This window comes from Lutibacter citreus, assembly GCF_003260195.1.
Taxonomy (GTDB): Bacteria; Bacteroidota; Bacteroidia; order Flavobacteriales; family Flavobacteriaceae; genus Lutibacter; species Lutibacter citreus.
In genome coordinates, this window is sequence record NZ_QEIH01000001.1 from 216,331 (window position 1) to 238,086 (window position 21,756).

The 21,756-nt window shown below is 30.6% G+C and carries 10 protein-coding genes; 3 read left to right on the forward strand and 7 right to left on the reverse strand.

Annotated features, from left to right (window positions below):
- Positions 1–3 precede the first annotated feature (3 nt).
- The 3 genes from DAD81_RS00840 to DAD81_RS00850 all read left to right on the forward strand — a co-directional run bounded on the left by DAD81_RS00840 (position 4) and on the right by DAD81_RS00850 (position 9,949).
- Entirely contained in the window at positions 4–8,574 is an 8,571-nt protein-coding gene (locus DAD81_RS00840; protein WP_111706330.1) for a LamG-like jellyroll fold domain-containing protein, read from the forward strand.
- Positions 8,575–8,648: 74 nt separating this feature from the next.
- Positions 8,649–9,563 carry a hypothetical protein gene (locus DAD81_RS00845; RefSeq protein ID WP_111706331.1) on the forward strand — a complete coding sequence of 305 codons (915 nt, stop codon included), beginning with the start codon at positions 8,649–8,651 and terminating at the stop codon, positions 9,561–9,563.
- A gap of 41 nt (positions 9,564–9,604) precedes the next feature.
- Entirely contained in the window at positions 9,605–9,949 is a 345-nt protein-coding gene (locus DAD81_RS00850; protein WP_179950005.1) for a hypothetical protein, read from the forward strand.
- 83 nt (positions 9,950–10,032) lie between these two features.
- Here DAD81_RS00850 and DAD81_RS00855 read toward each other — a convergent pair whose 3' ends face one another.
- The 7 genes from DAD81_RS00855 to lpdA all read right to left on the reverse strand — a co-directional run bounded on the left by DAD81_RS00855 (position 10,033) and on the right by lpdA (position 21,417).
- Positions 10,033–10,548, reverse strand: a complete 516-nt coding sequence (locus DAD81_RS00855) for a DinB family protein (protein ID WP_111706333.1) — start codon at positions 10,546–10,548, stop codon at positions 10,033–10,035.
- A gap of 5 nt (positions 10,549–10,553) precedes the next feature.
- Positions 10,554–13,142 (reverse strand): phosphoenolpyruvate carboxylase, encoded by a 2,589-nt coding sequence (locus DAD81_RS00860; RefSeq protein WP_111706334.1) that lies wholly within the window; start codon positions 13,140–13,142, stop codon positions 10,554–10,556.
- 93 nt (positions 13,143–13,235) lie between these two features.
- On the reverse strand, positions 13,236–16,481 hold the full coding sequence (locus tag DAD81_RS00865) for a sialate O-acetylesterase (RefSeq protein ID WP_111706335.1): 3,246 nt from the start codon (positions 16,479–16,481) through the stop codon (positions 13,236–13,238).
- A 379-nt stretch (positions 16,482–16,860) separates the two neighbouring features.
- The gene (locus tag DAD81_RS00870; protein WP_111706336.1) at positions 16,861–17,229 is read right to left on the reverse strand and encodes a hypothetical protein; all 369 of its coding nucleotides are present in this window, start codon (positions 17,227–17,229) and stop codon (positions 16,861–16,863) included.
- 56 nt (positions 17,230–17,285) lie between these two features.
- Entirely contained in the window at positions 17,286–18,632 is a 1,347-nt protein-coding gene (tilS, locus tag DAD81_RS00875; RefSeq protein WP_111706337.1) for a tRNA lysidine(34) synthetase TilS, read from the reverse strand.
- 12 nt (positions 18,633–18,644) lie between these two features.
- On the reverse strand, positions 18,645–19,949 hold the full coding sequence (pabB, locus tag DAD81_RS00880) for an aminodeoxychorismate synthase component I (RefSeq protein ID WP_111706338.1): 1,305 nt from the start codon (positions 19,947–19,949) through the stop codon (positions 18,645–18,647).
- A gap of 67 nt (positions 19,950–20,016) precedes the next feature.
- Complete coding sequence (lpdA, locus tag DAD81_RS00885) at positions 20,017–21,417, reverse strand: dihydrolipoyl dehydrogenase (protein WP_111706339.1); 1,401 nt, start codon at positions 21,415–21,417, stop codon at positions 20,017–20,019.
- Positions 21,418–21,756 lie beyond the last annotated feature (339 nt).

Below are 21,756 nucleotides of genomic sequence, written 5' to 3' on the forward strand. Positions count from 1 at the left end.
ATTATGAAAAAAATAATTATAACTTTTGGCCTATGGTTGCTGGTGACAGGGCTATGGGCACAAAACGATACTGGGGCTAAGATAGTTCCTGTTTCGCAAGCTGTTCAAAATAAGGGTTTTACCATACAGGTAGGTGTTCCTTATTTAGGAGATAACAGTGTAGAACGTATAAGCAATCCTTCTTTCGAGCGTTATACCAATCCGTTGGATATTCGTTTTCCTTGGGATATTTTGTATTTATTTCCAACATTTACGGAAAAAGAAGGGGCGTTTGATGTTTCAAAAGGGTTTTTTGGAGATAAAATACTAATTAACTGGGATTTAAGAGCTAATTTCAATTTAATAAGCAGTATAAAAATTTATCGTAGAGAATTTAGAGAATATGCTAATAATACTGAAGATGTAGCCAACAAATATGATTTTGTTGCAAGTGTATCTAAAAGTGAGACTACATATGAAGATAAATATGTAGAGGGTGGTGTATTGTATGAGTATAAAGTAGTTGCTGAAGGAGTTAATGATGTTGAAAGTTTGTACAATAATTATATTACTGGTATTGGTTATAGAAACCCAACAGCTGTTGTTACAGGTAATATTAGTTATAAAGGAGGGAACCCTGTTAAAGATGTTATTGTAAAGGCAAGTTCAGATGGCAGTAGTATTAGCGAAGGGAGTTCATTAAATGTCCCAGCAACCAGTACTATAAAAATAGAAGAGTTAAGTAATCTAATTACAAATGCCACAACATTTCAAGCCTGGGTAAAACCTGAAAATGAATTTACAAATGATTCGGGTACTCCTATTAATATATTTCAACTTGCAAATTTAGCTCCCAACGCTATTGATGTTAAAGTTAACTTATTAAATACCTCAAATAAACTTTCTGTAAACATTGGTGGAAGTAAATATGAATTACATAATTATTATCCTTCAGGAAAAATAAGTTCAAGAGGAGATGACATTATGATACCTGTGTCAAATTTTAATAGCAGTTTTGTTCATTTTTCAGTAGTAATGGAAAATGGGAAAGTTCCATTATTATACATAAATGGGAGGGCTATAACAAATGATTATAAGCTACAAATAAATACAGCAAATGGAGAACTTCTTGAAGAAGATGATAATTATTTACCGTTAAATTTCGAATTAACCATACCTACTCAAACCAATATTTTGAATATTGGGGGGGGGCCTACAGAATGGAATCATTTATACGTTGGAGGGCAAAACGATTCTTTTATAGATGAAATAAGGATTTGGAAAGAAGCTTTAGATCCTACAACTATAAGAACAGATTATTCGAGATATATTAGTGGTAATGATTCTAGAATGGTTACTTATTTAAGTGCCAATGAAAAAGTAGGATCTTATGCCTACGATTTATCTAGAGATGGGTTTAATTATAATAAAAACCATGGAGAATTATGGGAGCCTTCAACTGATTTAGCTGACAAAGTACTATGGGCAAAAGGATCTGGCAATTTTCCAACATCTGATCAATTAGGAATTTTAGGAGTTACAGATATTAATGGAAATTATGAAATTACTTCCATACCTTATTCTGGAACTGGAGAGTCTTTTAATATAACACCTTTATATGGTGTTCATCAGTTTGAGCCAGGACAGCAATTAGTTTTTCTTGGGCAAGGTTCTGAAGTTGTAAATAAAATTGATTTTACAGATATTTCTTCATTTAGTTTTAAAGGTAAAATTTTATATGATACCAGAGGCGTTTTTAAATCTTTTGTAGAAACAACTGATCCAGATGCATATATTCCAGCTTCTAAAATAATAGGAGAAGGCTATAATTACTATGAAACCTTAAGTGATGGAAAATTATCGAAAGGTGAATATTGGTATAATGAAGTGACAGATAGGTATGATAAGTATGCTACAATTTACTCAGATGATGTAAATGTATATATTGATGGTAATATTGTGTTAAATGAAAATAATTTGCCAGTTGTATCTGAATCTAAAGATGGTGTATATGGATATTTTGATATAGAAGTACCAATAGGAAATCACTATATTTCAGTGAAAAAAACAGGGCATAATTTTAAATATGAAGGTAGATTTCCTGCGGAACCTGGTACATTTAAAGAGTTTTTCGAAGACTCAAATGAAGCCGTAATTTTTGTGGATAGTACAAGGGTTACATTGGTTGGTAAAGTAGTTGGAGGGAGTGTTGAAGCTGCCAAACCTATTGGTTTTGGTGACCAAGGTTTATTTCAAAAACAAATTACAGGAGCAGATGGGGATCCAGAAACTATAACCATTAGTGCCTTAAATAACATTGGGCAAGCTGCTATTAAATTAGGTTATATTCCTCCTGGATCAACTGAAAGTGAGCTTGAAACAGAGTTTAATTTCACTACAAATATTTTAACTGGAGAGTACAGGAAATCCGTAATGCCGTTGAAATATACTATAAACCAATTAAATGGTTTAAGAATTGTATATAATGATGATAATATCTCGCTATTAAAAGCAGATGAAAAAGTAAATCTTTCAAAAGTAGGGGAATTAACAATACCTCAATTTGAATATCCAGATGGTAGTTTTGAATTTGGAGAACCTTATCATTACGAAAAGAGTTTTGTTTATAGATCAACACCAGTACTTAGAGTTTTAAATCAAACTTCTGAAGCAGAGGTAGATGTAAATGGGGAAAAAATAAGTACACAAGGATTTGAATTTCTAGTTTACAACCAGTTTGGTAATTATGAAATTGAAATGCAAAGTTTTGAGCCTTATTTGAACTATGATGGAGACGATGCGGTTGAGGATATTGTGCCTATTATTGATGGAGAATTTAAACCTACAAATAATTTGGCTCTTGAAGGGTCTGAAATTGTTGAAAGAGATGCAAATGATTCAAGTATAATTATTTATACTTTTAAAGGAGGTTTACCTTCTATTTCTAGTCCATTTACCAGAACAATTGATATAAAATACAGAATTAATGATATTGATTATGAAGCCGAGGATTATGATCCAAAAGGAATCATATTAGGAGGTCAGTCTGATGGAAGCCAAACGTTTACTACAGCTGCTCCAGATGTTCCAGATATTATTTTAAGAGATCCACCAGGTTCAAATAGTTTTGCATATATTGAAAGTGGCGAGAGTATTACTTTTACTACCGAAACAGAATTTAATAATACTATAGGAGAATCTGAAGATTTAAAATTAATGTTGGGAGTTGAGTTTAAGACCGGAGGAGGTTTGGCTGGACCAGTGATAGAAACTGAAACAACAGATAATGTCCAAGCAGGTATAGAATTATCAAGAACTTCAACGGATGGTAAGAGTTTAACAAAATCATATAGTTTTTCTCAAACTATTTCAACGAGCGATGATCCTGATTATGTTGGTTCAAATGGTGATTTATACATAGGGCAATCTAAAAATTATTTTTATGGTTCTTATGATGATATTCAAACTTCAAAAGCAATAATTGGAACTTCGGATTCATACCCATTAACAAATATAGCAGGTGAAACAATTTTTGTAAGTAAACAAAAAGCAATGTATTTTGTAGAAGAGCCATCTGAAACTTTTTTCATTTTCTCACAAAAACATATTTTGGAAACATTAATTCCTGGATTGCAATTAATTATTTCAAATTATGAAAACGGTATTGTAAGTGAAGATGATCCTGGAATACAGCCTTTAAATGAATATCAACAGCAAGTGAATTTATGGAGAAAGGTTATATTAGATAATGAGAAAAGTAAATATTTAGTAAAAAACAATCGGTCAACTTATAAGGATGGTTTAGTTAGTATAGTAAATAATTTTAATAGTGAACTGACTGCGGCTATTAATGATGGTGATTTAACTCCGGCGCTTGAAGCAAATTTAAATAAGAAGTTGACAGCTTCAAATAATCTTAAAAGTTTATTAGAAACTAATTTTGATGATAATATTTCGTTTGATGCTGGTGTTGGAGAGTTTACTAGAAGTATAGAGACTTCTATTGTTTCATCTAGTACAAAAGAAATTAATTTAAATATAAATGAAAGGATTGCAGCAGAATTAGGTTTTGCATTTAATTCAACAGGATTAATTAGTACTACAACAGGTTTCTTTGAACAAGATATAAATGCTGGAATATCTGAAGAGCAGGAGTCAACCGTTACAATTAGTTACACGTTAAAGGATAATGATAAAGATAATTTGTTAAGTGTTGATGTGGTAAATTTATTTGATGGAAATGGACCTATTTTCAGTGCCATTGGAGGTGTAACATCATGTCCTTATGAAGGTCCGGAACGATCAATATTCTACAATCATGCAGATTATAATCCAGAAGCAACAGTTATTAATGAATTAATAGAGGAAAAGCAAGAGGAATTAAGTTATGCAACGCAAAGGGCGGAACTTCCATTGATTAGTGTTGAAGTTGCTGATGTAAGTAATGTTCCAGAGAGTAATAATGCGGAGTTTATTTTATTATTAGAAAATAATAGTGTTTCAGAAACTGATGTTTATTTTGAATTAATTGTTGATAATTTAAGCAATCCAAGCAATGCAGTAATAAATATAGAGCCTAATGGAACAGTAGTATTTGTTCCGTATGGACAAAAAGTAGAGTATGCTATGACCTTGGGTAAATCTATTTCTGACGTTTATGATTATGAGGATATTAAAATCGTTTTAAGATCAAGATGTGATGAAGATGTGTTTGCTGAAACATTGATTTCTGCTCACTTTGTTCCTTCATGTTCTGAAGTAGAATTAACTGCTCCATTAACAAATTGGGTATATAATAATAAAACAGCTTATAATATTGATGAATCTGTAAATCCGTTACAAATTAAATTGGCAGGTTTTGATACGAGTTTTAATAGTTTTAAAAAACTAGATTTAGAATATAGACTAGCTTCTTCTCCAACTTGGACAAGTTTGCAAACGTATTATACAAATCAAGATTTTTATGATGAAGCAGTTGCAGCAAATGAATCTGAAATAGCATTAATTGATAGTCCGGAACTTGTTTATGCGTTGGATATTGTTGGTTTACAATTGTCAGATGGAGAATATGAATTAAGAGCAAGAAGTACGTGTACTAACGATACCGAATATATTTCGGAAGTTGTTACAGGTAGGGTAGATTTAACAAGCCCGCAAAGATTTGGGACACCATTACCAATAGATGGAATTTTAGGAGCAGGTGAAGATTTAAAAGTAAGTTTTAACGAGCCAATCTTTTACAATTCTGCAATAAGTACTATTGAAATAAAAGGACAAACAAATCAGTTACCTATCAATCATAGTGTTTCATTGCATTTTGAAGGTGAAAGCAATACAGCTGTTATTAACAAACCAAAAATTACTTCAGGAGATTTTACATTAGAGTTTTGGATGAACAATAGCACAGTTGCTGGAACCGCCGATATTATTAAACAAGATGGAGGTTTAAATATTAGTTTAAACAATGGTGAAATTTTGTTTTCATTGGGAGGTATTTCTGCGCAAGGTAGTATTGCTAATGATGGATTGTATCATCATTATACTTTTACTCATAAAAATAGTTCGGGAGAAATTAGTATTTATCAAGATGATGCCGAAATTGGTGGTAATTCTGGCAGTGCTAATGTAGATTTTACGAATAATAACTCATTGGTAATAGGAGGTAATTCATTTATTGGAAATATACAAGAACTTAGATTGTGGAATAAAACAATAAGTTTAGAAAATGCCTATGCAAAAATGTATGATAAATTAATTGGTAATGAAGCTAATTTAGTAGGGTACTGGCCAATGGATGAGGGTAGAGGTGAAATTGCAAAAGATTTGGCAAGATATAAACACGCACAAATTAATGCAGATTGGGATATAAAACCAAAAGGAACTTCTTACGAGTTTAATAATGGTCAATACTTAGTATTAGATAATGTAGGCTTAGTACAGTTAACAAATGAAATGGATGCAACAATCTCATTTTGGATGAAAACTCCAATTGGGCAACAAGCAACATTATTTTCAAATGGTAAAGGTGATGGGTCTGATGTTGTACAGTCTAACGAACGTGCAAATAAATGGGCAATTAACATGACTAGTTCAGGAATGTTAACCTTTGAGAGTGAAGGAAATTCCTATGTATTAACAAGTGAACCTGTTGCAGATGATAATTGGCATCACATTACTTTATTATTTAATAGAATAGGTTCGTTAAGAACGTATGTAGATGCAGAGCCGGTTACTTCAAATCAAATGGCTACTATTGGTGGTTTTTCTGGAAATAAAATTTGGTTAGGAGCAAGAGGTAGTATGGATTTGGCAGGTGTTGAAACTGTAGATAATGAATTTACTGGTAAAATTGATGAATTTAGATTGTGGAATACCTTGCGAAATGTTGAACAAATAAGTAGAGATAGATTTAATGAGGTTGAAGTTGAAAGTATTGGGTTGGTATTATATGCCAGAATGAATGCACCAGATCCTGAAAATGGAAGTGGACCGAGATATTTCCATGCAGATGTAAATGAAACAATTGCTGCAAGTTTAGCTGGAATGAATAGTGGGGAAGTGAATTATTCGGATGATGTTCCAGCAATAAGACCAGAAAGAGAACTTATTAAATTTGAGGTTAATAGAGTAATTAATGGAGATCAAATGATTTTAGAACCCGTTGTTACAGATTGGGCTTCATTAGAAGGCCAGATTCTGGATATTACGGTGCACAGAATGTTTGATAGTGCAAATAACAGGCAGCAATCTCCAATAACTTGGACAGCTTATGTAAAGCGTAACGAAGTTAGTTGGTTTGCAGAAGGCTATAATGAAATTGTTGATATTGTAAAAAATACTGGCGAAGAGAAATCATTTGAAATTACCTTAATAAATAAAGGAGGAAGTGGGCAGCCATATTCTATTAATAATGTGCCAAGTTGGTTAAAGTTAAGTAGTGCTTCAGGAACCATTGCTCCAGATAGTAAAATAATTCTTAAAGCAACTATTGATAAAGAACTGACAGCGGGTGAATATTTAGAGAATATGTACTTGCAAACCGATTTTGGTTTTGATGAAAAAATGCAAGTAAAATTGAGAGTTTTAGCTCCAGAACCAGATTGGGAATTTGATCCAACTGATTTTGATTATAGTATGAACATTGTTGGAAGAATAAAAGTTGATAGTAAGTTCTCTGAGGATTCTTATGATAAAATCGCAGCATTTTATAATGGCGAAGTTAGAGGAGCCGCATCTTTAGTATATAATGAGGCATTTAAAGAATATTATGTTTACTTAACTGTTTACAGTAATAATGTTTACGGTGAAAACATTGTATTTAGTATTTGGGATGCTTCTCAAGGAAAAACTATTGAAGCCGAAATTGATGGTGATTTAACAACAACGTTTAAAGAAAACGAAGTTGAAGGAAGTTTAAGTATTCCTATAATTTTTGAAAATTCGGATGTATTGGTTCAAGATATTGAATTGAATAAAGGATGGACTTGGGTTTCTTTGAATGTGAACGATTCAAATTATTCAAATTTAAATGCATTAACACAAAGTTTAAAATTAGAAACAGATGATAGAATGTTAAGTCATTCTCCATCACAATTAGAAACTTATTATAAAGATGCATCTGTCCCTTCAAACAGTACATGGTCTGGGACAGTAAGTGCAAATGGAGGTCTTTCTGTTTCAAAAATGTACAAAGTAAAATTTGCCAATGAACAGGCTTTAAATATAAAAGGAACCCCTATAGATCTTTCAAATTGGTCATTTCCAATTAAAGAAAATTGGAACTGGTTACCATATCCATTACTCGGAAATCAATCTACAAATGAAGCATTGGCTTATTTTGATGCTGTAGATGGAGATGTAATTAAATCGCAAAATTTATTTGCAATTTATGACCCAATAAATGGTTGGAATGGAACTTTAAATTATTTAGTTTCAGGCACTGGTTATATGATAAAATCTAGTAAAGATCAAACATTTAGCTATCCTAACTATTTAGCCAAATCAAGTGCAGGTAAGCCAAGTAAGTTTGGTGCAGAAAATGGACAGCCAAATATAGCATCAGCATTTATGAAGTATTCTGAAAATATGAATGCAGTGGTTCAATTGCCTGAAGGTTTTAATGAATTGTTTATTTATGATTCAGAAGGTAACTTAAAAGGTAAATCAATTAATCAAATTGTAAATGATAAAGAGTTGAACTTTATTACAATTTATGGAGAAATTAATGAACCTTTAGTATTCTCTATAGGAGATGGACGCACTAAAAAGGCTACAACTAAAACAATAAGCTTTAAAAGTAATAGTGTTCTAGGTACGGTTAAAAATCCTATTGTTTTGGAAATGTTTTCAGACCAAGTGGATGTATTTCCTAATCCATTTGAAAATGACTTAACAATAAAAATTAATGCTCTTGAAGCTCAAGATGTATTAATTCAACTATTTAGTATTTCTAGTCAATTAGTGTATTCTCAAGAAAAACAAGTAGAAACGGGTACAAATTGGTTGAAAATTTCACCAAAAGTTGCATCAGGAATCTATTTGTTACAAGTAAAAGTGGGAGAGAACATATTGGTAAGTAAAGTTGTTAAGAAATAATATTAAAAAAGTAACATTTAAATATCACAATTAAACGTGTTTATTTAAATGTTACTTATTAAAAAAATATAAAAATGAAAAATAAAATATATAGTACCATTGTACTGTTTTTTATTGGAATTAATGTTTTTAGCCAAGTTTCAAATTGGGCGGTTAATGAGAATAATTTTCAGTATACAATGTCTTTTGTGGCGTTTGTAAATATAGATGGTAATGAGTTGTCAAGCCCAAATGATAAAGTGGCTGCTTTTGTAAATGGAGAGTGTAGAGGTGTTACAAATTTAACATACGTGGCAAGTGAAGATAGTTATTATGCCTATTTAACAGTTTTTTCAAATGAAAATAGTGAGGTGTTAAATTTTAAAATATACGATTCAGAAATTGATGTTATTAAAGAGGTGGCAAAAACAAAAACTTTTGAAATTAATGAACATTATGGTAACTTATTTCAAGCATTTAGTTTAGCAAGCCCTTCATTAAGTTCAAGTGCCGAAATTATTGATTTTAAATTTAATAATCTAACTATTAATGACATGTCAATTATAGGAAGTCAAATATCTATAGATGTTAACAATGACAAAAATGTCACCGCTTTAAATGCTTTGTTTGAAATAAGTTCAGGATCAAAATTATTCAAAGGAACAGAGAATGTAGAATCAGGAAATAGCTCAATTGATTTTAGTAATCCAGTTCAATTTCAAGTGCTTTCAGAAGATCAATCTGTTTTAAAGCAATGGGAAGTAACCATAAATTTAAGTAAAGGAGTGGCAACTTTTTATAAAAAAGATGCAGTTTGCTACCAAGGTGGGGCAATTAAAATATTATATACAGAGAATCAAATTGAAGCTGTTTTAATAAAGGAAGGTAATACATATGCAACTCAAACAATACATAATGGTGAGGCCGTTTTTAGTAATCTAGAAACAGGTACATATAAAGTTAAAGTTGGAGGAAATGTTAAAGAAATAACGATTAATTTAAAACAATAATCATGAAATTAAAATTATATAGTGTTGTAATAGTAATATTTATGTTGTTTGTGAACTGTTCAAAAGATGATGATGACCAAGTTATTGAGCAGGAAATTGTTTTTATAAATAGTGATGGCACTTTAATTGGCGATGGGTGTTTGGATCCAAAAAATGAGTACGCAGTACAAATAACCATTAAATCGAATTCAGAGAAATTAAGATCTCAGGAAGTAATAAATTATACCGTAAACGGTAATCTTTATAGTGTCACTTTTACAGAACTTGGGACAAAAAAAATTCCAGTAAATTTTATAGGAGGAACGAACATCATACAAGTTGTTAATTCGGATTTGGAATGGAGTCTTTATTTTCCTTCTCAAGGGGATTTTGAGCTAGTAGAGTAGTTATATTAATAAAGTTACTTAAATAATAAAACCTCGATAAGAATTAATCTTATCGAGGTTTTTATACTTTATTTAATAAACTATTAAATATACTTTTCTTTAATAATATTTAAATGATGTGTTTGGTGGCCTGCAATAATAAAGCCTAATGCTCTTACTGTCATATCGCTACCATTTGCTGTTCCTTGTCTAGTGAACATTTCAACAGGAAAACTTTTAAAAAGCGCTATAGTAGATTTTCTTACTAATTTAAATTCTTTTAAAAGATCATTTATATTTCTATTATTTCCGTTTGAATTATCTACATACCAGTTTTCATTAAAACCTAGTATCTCAGATGCGTCATTTCTAGAAAATCGCAAAGCTCTATAACTTAAAATACGTTCAGTATCAATAAGGTGCTGTATTAATTCTTTAATTGTCCACTTTCCGTCATCATATCTATATGCTAATTTTTCTTCAGGTAAAACTTCAATTGTTTTAATTAAATTTTTTAAAGAAGATTTTAAAGCCTTTTGAAGCTCTATTTCTCCTAAAACTTTAATATAGTTACCATAAAATGGAGCATATTCATTTTCACTTAACTTTACTGAATTCATAATTTTTAAGCGGAATTTCTACTGGCATTAATGTTTCCAAATAGAGATCTAGTAACCATTTTTTCGTAAATTTTTAATTCTTCAGGATCAATATTTTCGCTTTTTTGTAATTCTTGTATTTTACGTAAAGCAAATTGTTGAATAGTTAAAAGAGGTAAAACAATGTTTTCTCTAATATCAATTGAAGCTTTACCTACAGGGTTACTTTGCATTAAAACATCATAATCAGATAGTTTTAAAATTAAACGTTTTGTAGTTAAATATTCTTCATGAATAATATTCCAAAATTCTCCAAATTCTTTATCGTCAGCCATATATTCAGTCAATTCAAAAAATGATTTTGAAAGCGCCATCATACTATTTCCAATTAAAGCTTTAAAGAAGTCAGACCCCTTATAAAATGCTTTTATTTTATCAAATTCCCCATTATCTTCATACTTTTTTAAAGCAGTTCCAACACCATAAAAACCAGGCACATTTTGTTTTAATTGACTCCAAGACCCTACAAAAGGTATGGCTCTTAAATCTGAAAATTCTAATTCACTAGATGAAGAACGTTTTGAGGGTCTACTACCAATATTAGTTTTTGCATAATATTTTAACGTACTCATGCGCTCTAAGTAAGGCATAAATTTTGGATGATTTTTAAAATCAACATAAGCTTTGTAGCTAGTTAATGCTAAATCATTCATAATTTCAGAATCTTTTTTCGTCATAATATGATTAGCATTGCTAAACAATTCATTTGAAATTCCTGCACTTAATAATTGTTCAATATTGTATTGTGAAGATTCTAAAGTACCAAAGTTAGAACTAATAGTTTGGCCTTGCACAGTTAACTGTATTTCTTCGTCTTCAATTGTTGGACCTAAAGAAGCATAAAATTGATGTGTTTTTCCACCACCACGTGCTGGAGGTCCACCACGACCATCAAAGAAAATAACTTTAATACCGTATTCTCTAGATATTTTTGTTAAGTTTTCTTTAGCTCTAAAAATAGACCAGTTAGCCATTAAATAACCACCATCTTTAGTCCCGTCAGAGAAACCAAGCATAATTGTTTGTTTGTTATTTCTTTCGCTTAGGTGTTTTTTATATGCAGAGTTAGAGTATAATTTTCTCATTACATCTGCAGCATTTGTTAAATCATCAACTGTTTCAAAAAGAGGAATAATATCAGCGGTAATATTATGATTAAAACCACATAAGTTAAACATTGCAAATGTTTCCATAACATTTACGGCAGTTTGATTATTACTTATAATATAGCGGTTTGCACCCTTTTCACCGTTGTTTTCTTGAATTGTTTTTATGGCATAAATAGAACCTAAGGTTTTGGCTGCCATTTCATCTTTAAATATAGAAATATCAACAGAATTAGATACTTTTGAAAGAATATCAATTTGCTCGTCTTCTGAAAGGTCTAAATATCCCTTAGGGAAGCTAGTGTTTCTATTTTCGTGTAGAGTTTTAACAATATTAGAAAATACATTGTGATGCACTCTACTATCTTGTCTAATATCTAAAGTAGCAAAGTGGTAACCGAAAATTTGAACTTTATTTATAAGATCAGTAATTTCATCAATATATAAAGATTGATGTTTGTTAATTAAAGTTTCTTTTATTCCATTAAGTTTTTCTTTAAACAATTCTAAAGGAATCATTTTATTACTACTAGGATTTACACTATTTTCAAATAATATTGTTTCCAATTCAGAGATTGCTTGCTCAACACCATCAAAAGTTAATCTTCTTTTAAGTTTTCTTACGTCTCTATAATAATTTTTTAATATTGTTTGTTTTAAACGTTTGGCAACATTTAATGTAATTTCTGTTGTTACAAAAGGATTTCCATCACGGTCACCTCCTGGCCAGAAACCAAGATCAATTACTTCATTGTTAAATGGTTTTCCGCCAAAAATATTACTTTGGATGTAATCATAAACAGTAGATACTGAATGATAAAATACGTTTTCTAGGTACCAAATTAAATTAACAGCCTCATCATATGGAGAAGGTTTTTCTTTTTTAAAGAAAGGTGTTTTTCCTAATTGAGCCAGTAATTGGTTTATTACTAATAAGTCATTATTTTCAATAGCTTCAGTAAGGTCATTTATAATACCTAAAACAGCTCCTGGGTAAAATTGAGTAGGGTGAGCCGTTAAAACAACACGAATTTTAAAGTCTTCTAAATGTTTTTTAAGAGCCGCTGATTTATTTTCTAAAGCAGCCATTTCTTTACTATTTCTTAATGTTCCAACACCATCCATATTATTTACAACAGGAAATGCGGCATCTTCAATGGCGTCAAATAAAACTACTTGACGTTCAATATATTGAATAAATTTAAAAAGTAGGTTTAGTTTTTCTTCTTCCGATGGACTTTTTTGATAGGTCTTAAAAAAAGTTTCAACTATTTCAGTTGCATTTTTTTTGTTTGAAAACCCATCTTGACATACCTCATGAAATAACGGAAGCAACACACCTGTTTTGGTAATTGTATCAAATGGAAGCGTCATAAATATACTGTTGTAAATTTGATATTTAGACAAAACATTCTCGTTAAACCTTGTTAATTTTGGTTGTTTGTGCATATTTTTTTTAGTTCTAGACGTGAAAATTACGAAAGGTTCTTTTAAATTAAGCCTTTTAAAATGCAAATTTAACGAAATCGTTATAAAAAGTTATTAATTTAAGTTTGATTCTTTAATGAACTTTTTAGTAATATTCCCTATTTTGGTTCCAATTCTTAAAAAATATAAACCATCTTTTAAATAAGAAATATCAATTTCACACAAATCATTAGGGTTTATGCTTCCAGATTGTTGTATTAATCTACCTTGAATATTGAAAATTTCAATGCTATTAATTGAAAATTCATTGTTATTTTTCAATTTTAAAATTGAGGTTGAACAATTTGGATATAATGTAATAGATTTATTTAATAAGAGGCTTTCCACTGATAATGTACCTACATTAACGGTCTTATTATAAAAAGGTTGAGCAGGTAAATTATCATTATCATATATAGCTTTGCTAATGGCAGTATTTAAAGAAGCGTACGTTAATAATATAGGTTGCCCTGTATTTAGAGTGCTAGTTGGAGTAATTTCAATTGTATTATTCACAATGTTAATAGCAGAAATTGCCACATTTCCATTATTTGTTAATTTAAAAGAACTAGAAGTTACGGTAGAGGCAGGATTTATTACTGTTGAAGTATCATCTGTAAAGACCAATTGAATTTTATTTAATGCAGAGTCATAAACAAGCTCAGGATCACTTAAAATTGGTCCGTAACCGTTACTTCCCGAATAAAACTCTTTGTTAATAGCAAGATACCATCTTCTTGCAAACTCTTGCATAGCTGGGTCTGATTTAAAATGAAGCGTATCTCCATCAGAAAGATCTATGTCATAAGTTGCAGGACCTAAAAGAGCATTGGGGTTTGAGTTTATAACTGAAATTTGACCGGCTCTAATTTTATCATTTCCAGCAAATCCAGAATGACCAATTTGCCCTATAAGGGTTTTGGTTCCTGAAAAGTCATTTTCAACTGTGTTTACAAAAGTATTTAAACCTGTTTCATAATTTGCTTGGGTAACTCCGTTGCTTGAGTCTGATTCTCCTTGAAAGAATAAAATACCTTTAACTTTTCCTCCAACTGCAGAAATTCGTCTATTCATGGATCCGTAAAGCGTGGAAGCATTAGAATGATTTGTTCCAGGTTGCCACTGAGAAATTGATGTTCCTCCTTTGGCGGTAGGAACAAATGCAATAGGTATTCCTTCTGCAGCCATAATATCAGTTGCAATTAGTGGCCAAGGTGTACCTTTTGCAATACCGTCTGAACTAACACCGTCAATTTGCCCTGCATTAGAATCAACCTCATCAGCAAGTTCTTTCCAATTATCATCATTGCCAAATAACGTTGCTTTTAAGCTAGCATGTGAATAGTTATTAAGCGTATTTCCTCTTCCGGAGGCATTGCTTTGACCCGCAATAATAAAAATGTCTCCAATCCCCACATTATTTATATTACTTGAAATAGTTGTTTCATTTGTAAAACGTACTGTAAGAATTCCTTGCCCTGTAGCTTGATTATTTAAAGTGCCAGAAAAAGTGTTTCCAGCAGGTGAACTATCAATGGTTACAAAAGAACTACCATTAAAACTTGCTTCTATTGAAGTAGGCGTACCAGTATAAGTACCAGAAATCGCAATGTCTGCCTGATCAGCTCCATCACGTTGAAATACTTGATATTCATTAATATTCGTAATTTGAATTTCATTGGTGTTTACTTGAGTATTACCATAACTAATATCATCAACTTTTAAACCAGCTATTGTTCCTCCGTAGCCACGTACAAATTGGGTTACTCCAGCATTTGGATAAGTTGAGTTTACAACACTGTGCACAGTGTTAAAATTTGTACCATCGTTTGAATATTCAAATGAAATAGTTGACCCTATAATAGTAGCCCTATACCAACGATCTACTCCACTACCTGGAGCTAAAAGGTGTGTTGAAATTAATTTGGTGTAACCACCAGTGCTTGCGTCTGAAGTATAGATTCGTGCATCGTTAGCACTTGGACTAACCTGAACAAGATATCCAAATTTTGCACCAGGTGTTATTGCATTAATAGAACTAGTTCCTCTTAAAATCACACCACTTCGTCCTGCTGTGGTGTAATTTTCTTTCCAGGTTACAGAATAATCTGCATATGCGGTTGAAATTAAATCTAAGGTAAATACGGCAGTGTTTTCTTCAGAAGACGTTAAAATTTCCATTGCTTGCCCTGTAACAACTTTACTGGTCCCATTTGTTGCAGTTATGTTAAGTGGAGGGTTATTTATTGTATTTGGTGATTCAAAATCGTAGATTAAAGATGTGATGTCATCATTTGTTACTGTAATCGATACAGATTGGTCTGGAACTCCATCAAAATTGTTATCTGATGCGGCATCGTCTACATTTGCTGTGATAGTTACCGGGTCATTTGGTGTGGCCAAATCGTCGTTTACACCTGTTATAGTAACTATTTTGGGAGTATTCCAATCTGTGGAAGTAAAAGTGTAGGAACTTGGCGAAACAGTTAATTTATTTATATTATCAGAAGTAAAGTTAATAACTACATCGTTTGTTGGTTGGGTATTTAAGACAGCGGTAAAAGAGTCTGTACCGGCATTTTCACCTATTGATAAAGTAGTTTCCGAAAGAGTAAATCCATCTACGCCTTCCTTGGTAATATCATCAACATACAAACCTCCAGTTTCCGCTCCAAAACCCTGAGTGTACTGAACAGTTCCGCTTGCATGAGTAGTGTTAGTTGTTTCAATTTTATTAATCCAAGTAATCCCATCAGTGGAATAATCAAATTTTAAGGCATCACCATTAACAGTAGCTCTGTACCATCTGGCAATATTTGTACCTGGAGCTGTTAAACTAACCTCTTTTATTTGAGTGCCAAAACCACTAGCAGTAACCACGTATATTCTTAGAGTATTTGCAGCTGGTATTCCTTCGCCATTTACTTGAAATAAATAGCCTTGTTTCACGCCTGTATATGCATCACTCGGAGTGGTCCCATTTGCTCTTAAAATAAAACCACTTCTTCTCGCAGTTGTATATGTTTCTTTCCAAGTAATTGAATAATCTGAATCAGAAGAAAATAAGGACATGTCTACAACAGCAGTATTTTTGGATCCTTTAGCGGTTGCTTCCATGCCTCTGTCCGTTGTATCGTAACCTGAAACAACTACAGTACCATCATTTGTGGTTGTACCATTATTTCCCTGAGCAACATTTGCGGGTAAAGCACCTTCTGTATCAGAATTGAAATTATAAGTTTGAGCTGTCAAACTCTGAAATCCTAAAAGAAATAAAATGGCTAAATAGGGTGAGAATCTTGTAAATAATTTTGAGGTCATAATATTTGGTTAATTGACTGACAAATATAGGTTAACGGGGTAAATAAGAACTGAAAAAAAAGAACTTTTCATGTAGTTTTTAATGCTTCTTAATAAGGTGTGTTTGTATATAATTTTCAATAATAATATGGCTTTATTTAGCCCATTTATTTATTGTTTTTTACTATTTAAAAATCATACTTTTTAAAATAAATAAAGTAAAATATAAATATTGATTTCAGTATGAAATTAATGGGGAAAGAAAACTATATTAAGTCTTATATTTTGATTGTTTTTCGCCATTAAAATTAGCTTGTTTTAATGGTGAGAAGCATAAAAATTTTCTAAAAAAAAGCGTTTTATAATATTATTTTAATGAAAATATTTTTTGTGTATGCTTTTATTTTTCAGGTAAGTGCGGAAGATAAATTTTAGAGAGATCAAAAAAGCTTTTTTCTAAATTTTGTCTATCATATTTATCCTTGTAGGTTTTAAAAATAAAATCACTACGTTTTGCTATATTTTTAAGCGGAATTGTAAAATAACCTTCGCTAATATTTTGTAGGTCTAAAAAAACAAATTTAGATTCATCTGAATTTAAGTTGTTTTTAACGTTTAAAAGACTATTAATTTCTGTTGAAATATTAAGAGAATAAATACTTTTAGGAAGAGAAGTGTTTTCTGAGTCTCTATTTATTTTTTGAGAAAAACTAGTTCCAATAGAAAAAAAGAAAACAACTATTAATAAAAAAAGATTCTTTAAAGGCATCAGTTTAAAGTTCAAGATTAATTACTAATTTAATTAAAATAAGATAGTAACCCAAATTAAAATTTTATTTTTAATAACTTACATGTGGTTTTAGTTACCTTAAAACGTTCGTCTAAACGTTTACCAATAACCCAAACTATTTCATTATTAGAACAAAGTAGCCAAGCACTTTCTTTTTCTAGCAATGATAATTTTTCATCTTTAAAAAACTTACTTAACTTCTTTTTTCCATTTAAACCAATAGGATAAAAGAAATCTCCTTTTTCCCATTTTTTAAGAGTTAATGGAAATTTGAGTTTGTCATAATCTATTGAAATTGTATTTGAATCATTTAATATTAATTCGCTAAATATTTTTGTTGAATGGTTTTTTGTATCAAAAGGTATATCAACAGTTTCAAATTTTAGTTTAATTGGTATTTTTATTTTTGAAGTAAATTCTGGAATTTCAAAATAATTGGCTATTTGATCAATAACTAATTCAGAAAGAATAAGTACATCACGGTCTTTTAAAAGTTTATGAGTATTACTATATACTTGTTTTCCTGTTTGGGCATCTAGTAAATTAGTAACATCCTTCCAATTTGTAAAATTATACGCATTTAGTAGTTCGTATAAGTAAATTTTAGGATTGTTTAACTCTTTTAATTTAGCTATGTTAAAGTGTAATTGATTGTTTTTAGTGATTACTACTTTTTCTCTAATTTTTGAAATAGAATCGTTAATAATTTCTTGACTACCTCTAAGGTTTTCAAGTGTAGAATTAAGAGTATCTAATAAATTTGGATTTATTTCTTTTAAAAACGGTACTACTTTATGACGAATTTTATTTCTAACATATTTAATTGATGAATTACTTTCATCCTCTCGCCATTTAAGTTTGTTTTTTGTAGCGTGTATTAAAATATCATTTCTATCGAACGGAAGAAAAGGACGTATAATATCTCCGTTAATTTCAGGGATGCCAGTAAGTCCGTTTAAGCCAGTTCCTCTGGTTAAATTAATTAAAAAGGTTTCTATAATATCATCTTTGTGATGTGCCGTAATTATATAATCTAAACTATAATTGTCTTTTATTTTTTGAAACCAATTATACCGTAAATCTCTAGCGGCCATTTGGGTTGAAATACCATTTTCTAAGGCGTATTTGTCTGTGTCAAATTTAATTGTGTGCGTTGGTATTTCTAATTTATCACCCAATTCTTTCACAAAAACTTCATCTTTATTGCTTTCTTTTCCTCTTAAAGAAAAATTGCAATGTGCTAAAGAAATATTATAATCCAATTTTTGAAGAATATGAGTTAAAACTACACTGTCTATTCCGCCAGAAATGGCTACTAATAATTTTTTACCTTTTAAAAATGGCAGGTTCTCATTTATGTGTTTTTCAACAATAGTTTGCATTGTATAAATATACTATTTTGTGTTTAATAATACTTGTTTCATTGCTTTAGCTTTTAGCAAACATTCTTCATATTCTTTTTCAGGAATAGATTTAGCTGTAATAGCTCCGCCAACGGAGTAAGAAACATATTTTTTAGAAGCATTGTATAAAATACTTCTTATAATTACATTAAAATCAAAATCTCCATTTGGAGTAAAATAGCCAACAGCACCAGAATATAAACCTCGTTTTGTTTCTTCCAATTCTTCAATAATTTTCATTGCTGAAATTTTTGGAGCGCCAGTCATACTTCCCATCGGAAAAGTATCTTTAATAATATCAACAGGATGAATAGTTGGTTTTACTTTACAAGAAATTGTTGAAATTAATTGATGTACTTGTTCAAAAGTATACACTTTACATAGCTCATCAACATTTACGGAACCTTTAATTGCTGAACGCGATAAATCGTTTCTAACCAAATCAACAATCATAATGTTTTCAGCGCGTTCTTTTTCGTTTTTTTCTAATGCTAAAATTAATTTAAAATCTTCTTTTTCTGAGGTAGCTCTCTTCTCTGTCCCTTTAATAGGTTGTGAAATTACAGTATTTCCTTCCTTTTTTAAATAACGTTCGGGTGATGCTGAAAGTAAATATTTATCTTCTAGTTTTAAAAAAGTTGCAAACGGAGGTTTAGAAATCTTATTTAAATTCTGATAAATTTCTAAAGGATTTATGGTTGAATTTTTACAATAAAACTCTTGACAAAAACTAGCTTCATAAATATCACCACGATGAATATGATTTAATACCGAATTTATTTTTTGAAAATATTCGTCTTTATGAATACGAAGTTTAATTTTAATTGGATTTGTGGTTGCTTGTTTTTGGTTGTTGCTTTCTGGATGACTGATTTCTTTTAAATCTTTTTCAATTTCTGAAGATAAGGTCTTTAAATATTTAATTTCAACCGTATTTTCTTTAATGAAAAATATTTTTTTAGGTTGAAAAAAGAATAAATCAGGGAAATGTAAACCGTCAAAATTATTAGATTGAAGGTTTTCTACATCATTTTTTAAGTCGTAACCTAAATACCCAAAAATAAAATCATTTGTTTTGGTTTGATATTCTTTTAGTTTTTTAAATGCATTTTTAGATGTTGAATTAATTTCAGAAAAAGAATCAACGGCAAGCACAGCATCAAAATTTGAATGCTTTTGATGATAGTTATTGCTATCTAGCCAAACAGCAGTTTTAAACTGTTGTGCCCATTTTAAAAGATTCGATTTAAATTCAGAAATATTAGAGATCTGAATTATTTGGTTTGTACGTTGCATTGTCGCAAAAATAGAAAAGTCCCTTCAATTTGAAAGGACTTTTTATATTTAATACTGTATTTTATTTTTAACTATGAATAGCTCTGTCATTAACATCTAAACAAGCTTCTTTAAAAGCTTCTGTATATGTTGGGTGCGCGTGTGATGAACGTGCAATATCTTCGCTAGAGGCTCTAAATTCCATTGCAATAACAGCTTCAGAAATCATATCTGCAGCTCTTGCACCAATCATATGAACTCCTAAAATTTCATCAGTTTCAGCATCTGCTAATACTTTTATTTGTCCATCAATATCCATGCTTGCTCTAGCTCTACCTAATGCACGCATAGCAAAGGATCCTGATTTGTAATTTACGCCAGCTTCTTTTAATTGTTCTTCAGTTTTACCTACACAAGCAACTTCTGGCCAAGTATAAACAACACCAGGAATTAAGTTGTAATCAATATGTGGTTTTTGACCAGCAATAATTTCAGCAACCATAGTTCCTTCTTCTTCTGCTTTATGAGCTAACATTGCACCTTTTACAACATCTCCAATAGCATAAATGTTCGAAACATTTGTTTGTAAATGCTCGTTAGTTTCTATTTGACCACGATCAGAAACTTTAATTCCTACGTTTTCTAATCCTAATCCTTCTGTATATGGTTTTCTTCCAACAGAGATTAAAGTGTAATCTCCTTTAAATTCAGTTGGAACTCCTTTTTTGTTATCTGCAGTAACTACCACTTCATCTCCATTATTTACAACAGAAGTTACTTTATGACTTGTAAAGAATTTAATTCCTTGTTTTTTTAATGATTTTTGCAATTCTTTTGAAAGCATTGCATCCATTCCTGGAGTAATTGTTGGCATATATTCAATTACTGAAACCTGTGATCCTAATCTGCTATAGACCGAACCTAATTCTAAACCAATAACTCCACCACCAATAACAATTAAATGTTTTGGTATTTCAGTTAAGCTTAAAGCTTCAGTAGACGTAATAACACGTTTTTTGTCTAATTCAATAAAAGGTAAGGTTGATGGTTTTGAGCCCGTAGCTATAATAATTTTTCCTGCTTCAATTTCTTCTGAAGAACCATCTTGTTTTGTTATAGTAATATGTGTAGCGTCTTTAAAACTACCTAAACCTTGCAGTATTTCAATTTTATTTTTGTCCATTAAGTAGTTGATACCACCAGATGTTTGAGCAACTACTTCATTTTTTCGGGTAATCATTTGTTCAAAGTTTACTTCTAAACCTTTTACTTCAATTCCGTGAGTTTTAAAATGTTTAGTAGCATCGTAATAATGATGCGATGAATCTAGCAAAGCTTTTGAAGGAATACAACCTACATTTAAACAAGTTCCGCCAAGTGTGTTGTATTTTTCAATTATAGCAGTTTTTAATCCAAGTTGTGCACATCTAATTGCAGCAACATATCCGCCAGGGCCAGAGCCTATTACAGCTACATCATATTTGCTCATATATTTTATTTAAGATATTGAAAGACAAAAATAGGAAAATAATTAGTTAAACCTAAGGAATATTATATTCAGGTTGAATCAAATTGTAATTATTATAAATATCTAAAAATCAGTTGCTGGAGACTGTAGTAATATTTTAAAAAAATATTGGGAATTTATTATTGTAATTTGACCATTTATTAATGTTTTGCTTCAATCTGTTAAGTTTTCACAAAAAAGACACCCTATATTTATTGATATAATAAGGTTTGCCCTATCTTTGTTCTATTGAGAAAGGTCCCCCCACAAAACTCACTATTTTTTTTTACCCAATAAAATTATTTAATTATAACCCCACTT

What these genes read in the sequence shown, in the direction of transcription:
- DAD81_RS00840 (WP_111706330.1), top strand. Translation starts at nt 4, where the DNA reads ATGAAAAAAATAATTATAACTTTTGGCCTATGGTTGCTGGTGACAGGG.
- DAD81_RS00845 (WP_111706331.1), top strand. Translation starts at nt 8,649, where the DNA reads ATGAAAAATAAAATATATAGTACCATTGTACTGTTTTTTATTGGAATT.
- DAD81_RS00850 (WP_179950005.1), top strand. Translation starts at nt 9,605, where the DNA reads ATGTTGTTTGTGAACTGTTCAAAAGATGATGATGACCAAGTTATTGAG.
- DAD81_RS00855 (WP_111706333.1), bottom strand. Translation starts at nt 10,548, where the DNA reads ATGAATTCAGTAAAGTTAAGTGAAAATGAATATGCTCCATTTTATGGT.
- DAD81_RS00860 (WP_111706334.1), bottom strand. Translation starts at nt 13,142, where the DNA reads ATGCACAAACAACCAAAATTAACAAGGTTTAACGAGAATGTTTTGTCT.
- DAD81_RS00865 (WP_111706335.1), bottom strand. Translation starts at nt 16,481, where the DNA reads ATGACCTCAAAATTATTTACAAGATTCTCACCCTATTTAGCCATTTTA.
- DAD81_RS00870 (WP_111706336.1), bottom strand. Translation starts at nt 17,229, where the DNA reads ATGCCTTTAAAGAATCTTTTTTTATTAATAGTTGTTTTCTTTTTTTCT.
- tilS (WP_111706337.1), bottom strand. Translation starts at nt 18,632, where the DNA reads ATGCAAACTATTGTTGAAAAACACATAAATGAGAACCTGCCATTTTTA.
- pabB (WP_111706338.1), bottom strand. Translation starts at nt 19,949, where the DNA reads ATGCAACGTACAAACCAAATAATTCAGATCTCTAATATTTCTGAATTT.
- lpdA (WP_111706339.1), bottom strand. Translation starts at nt 21,417, where the DNA reads ATGAGCAAATATGATGTAGCTGTAATAGGCTCTGGCCCTGGCGGATAT.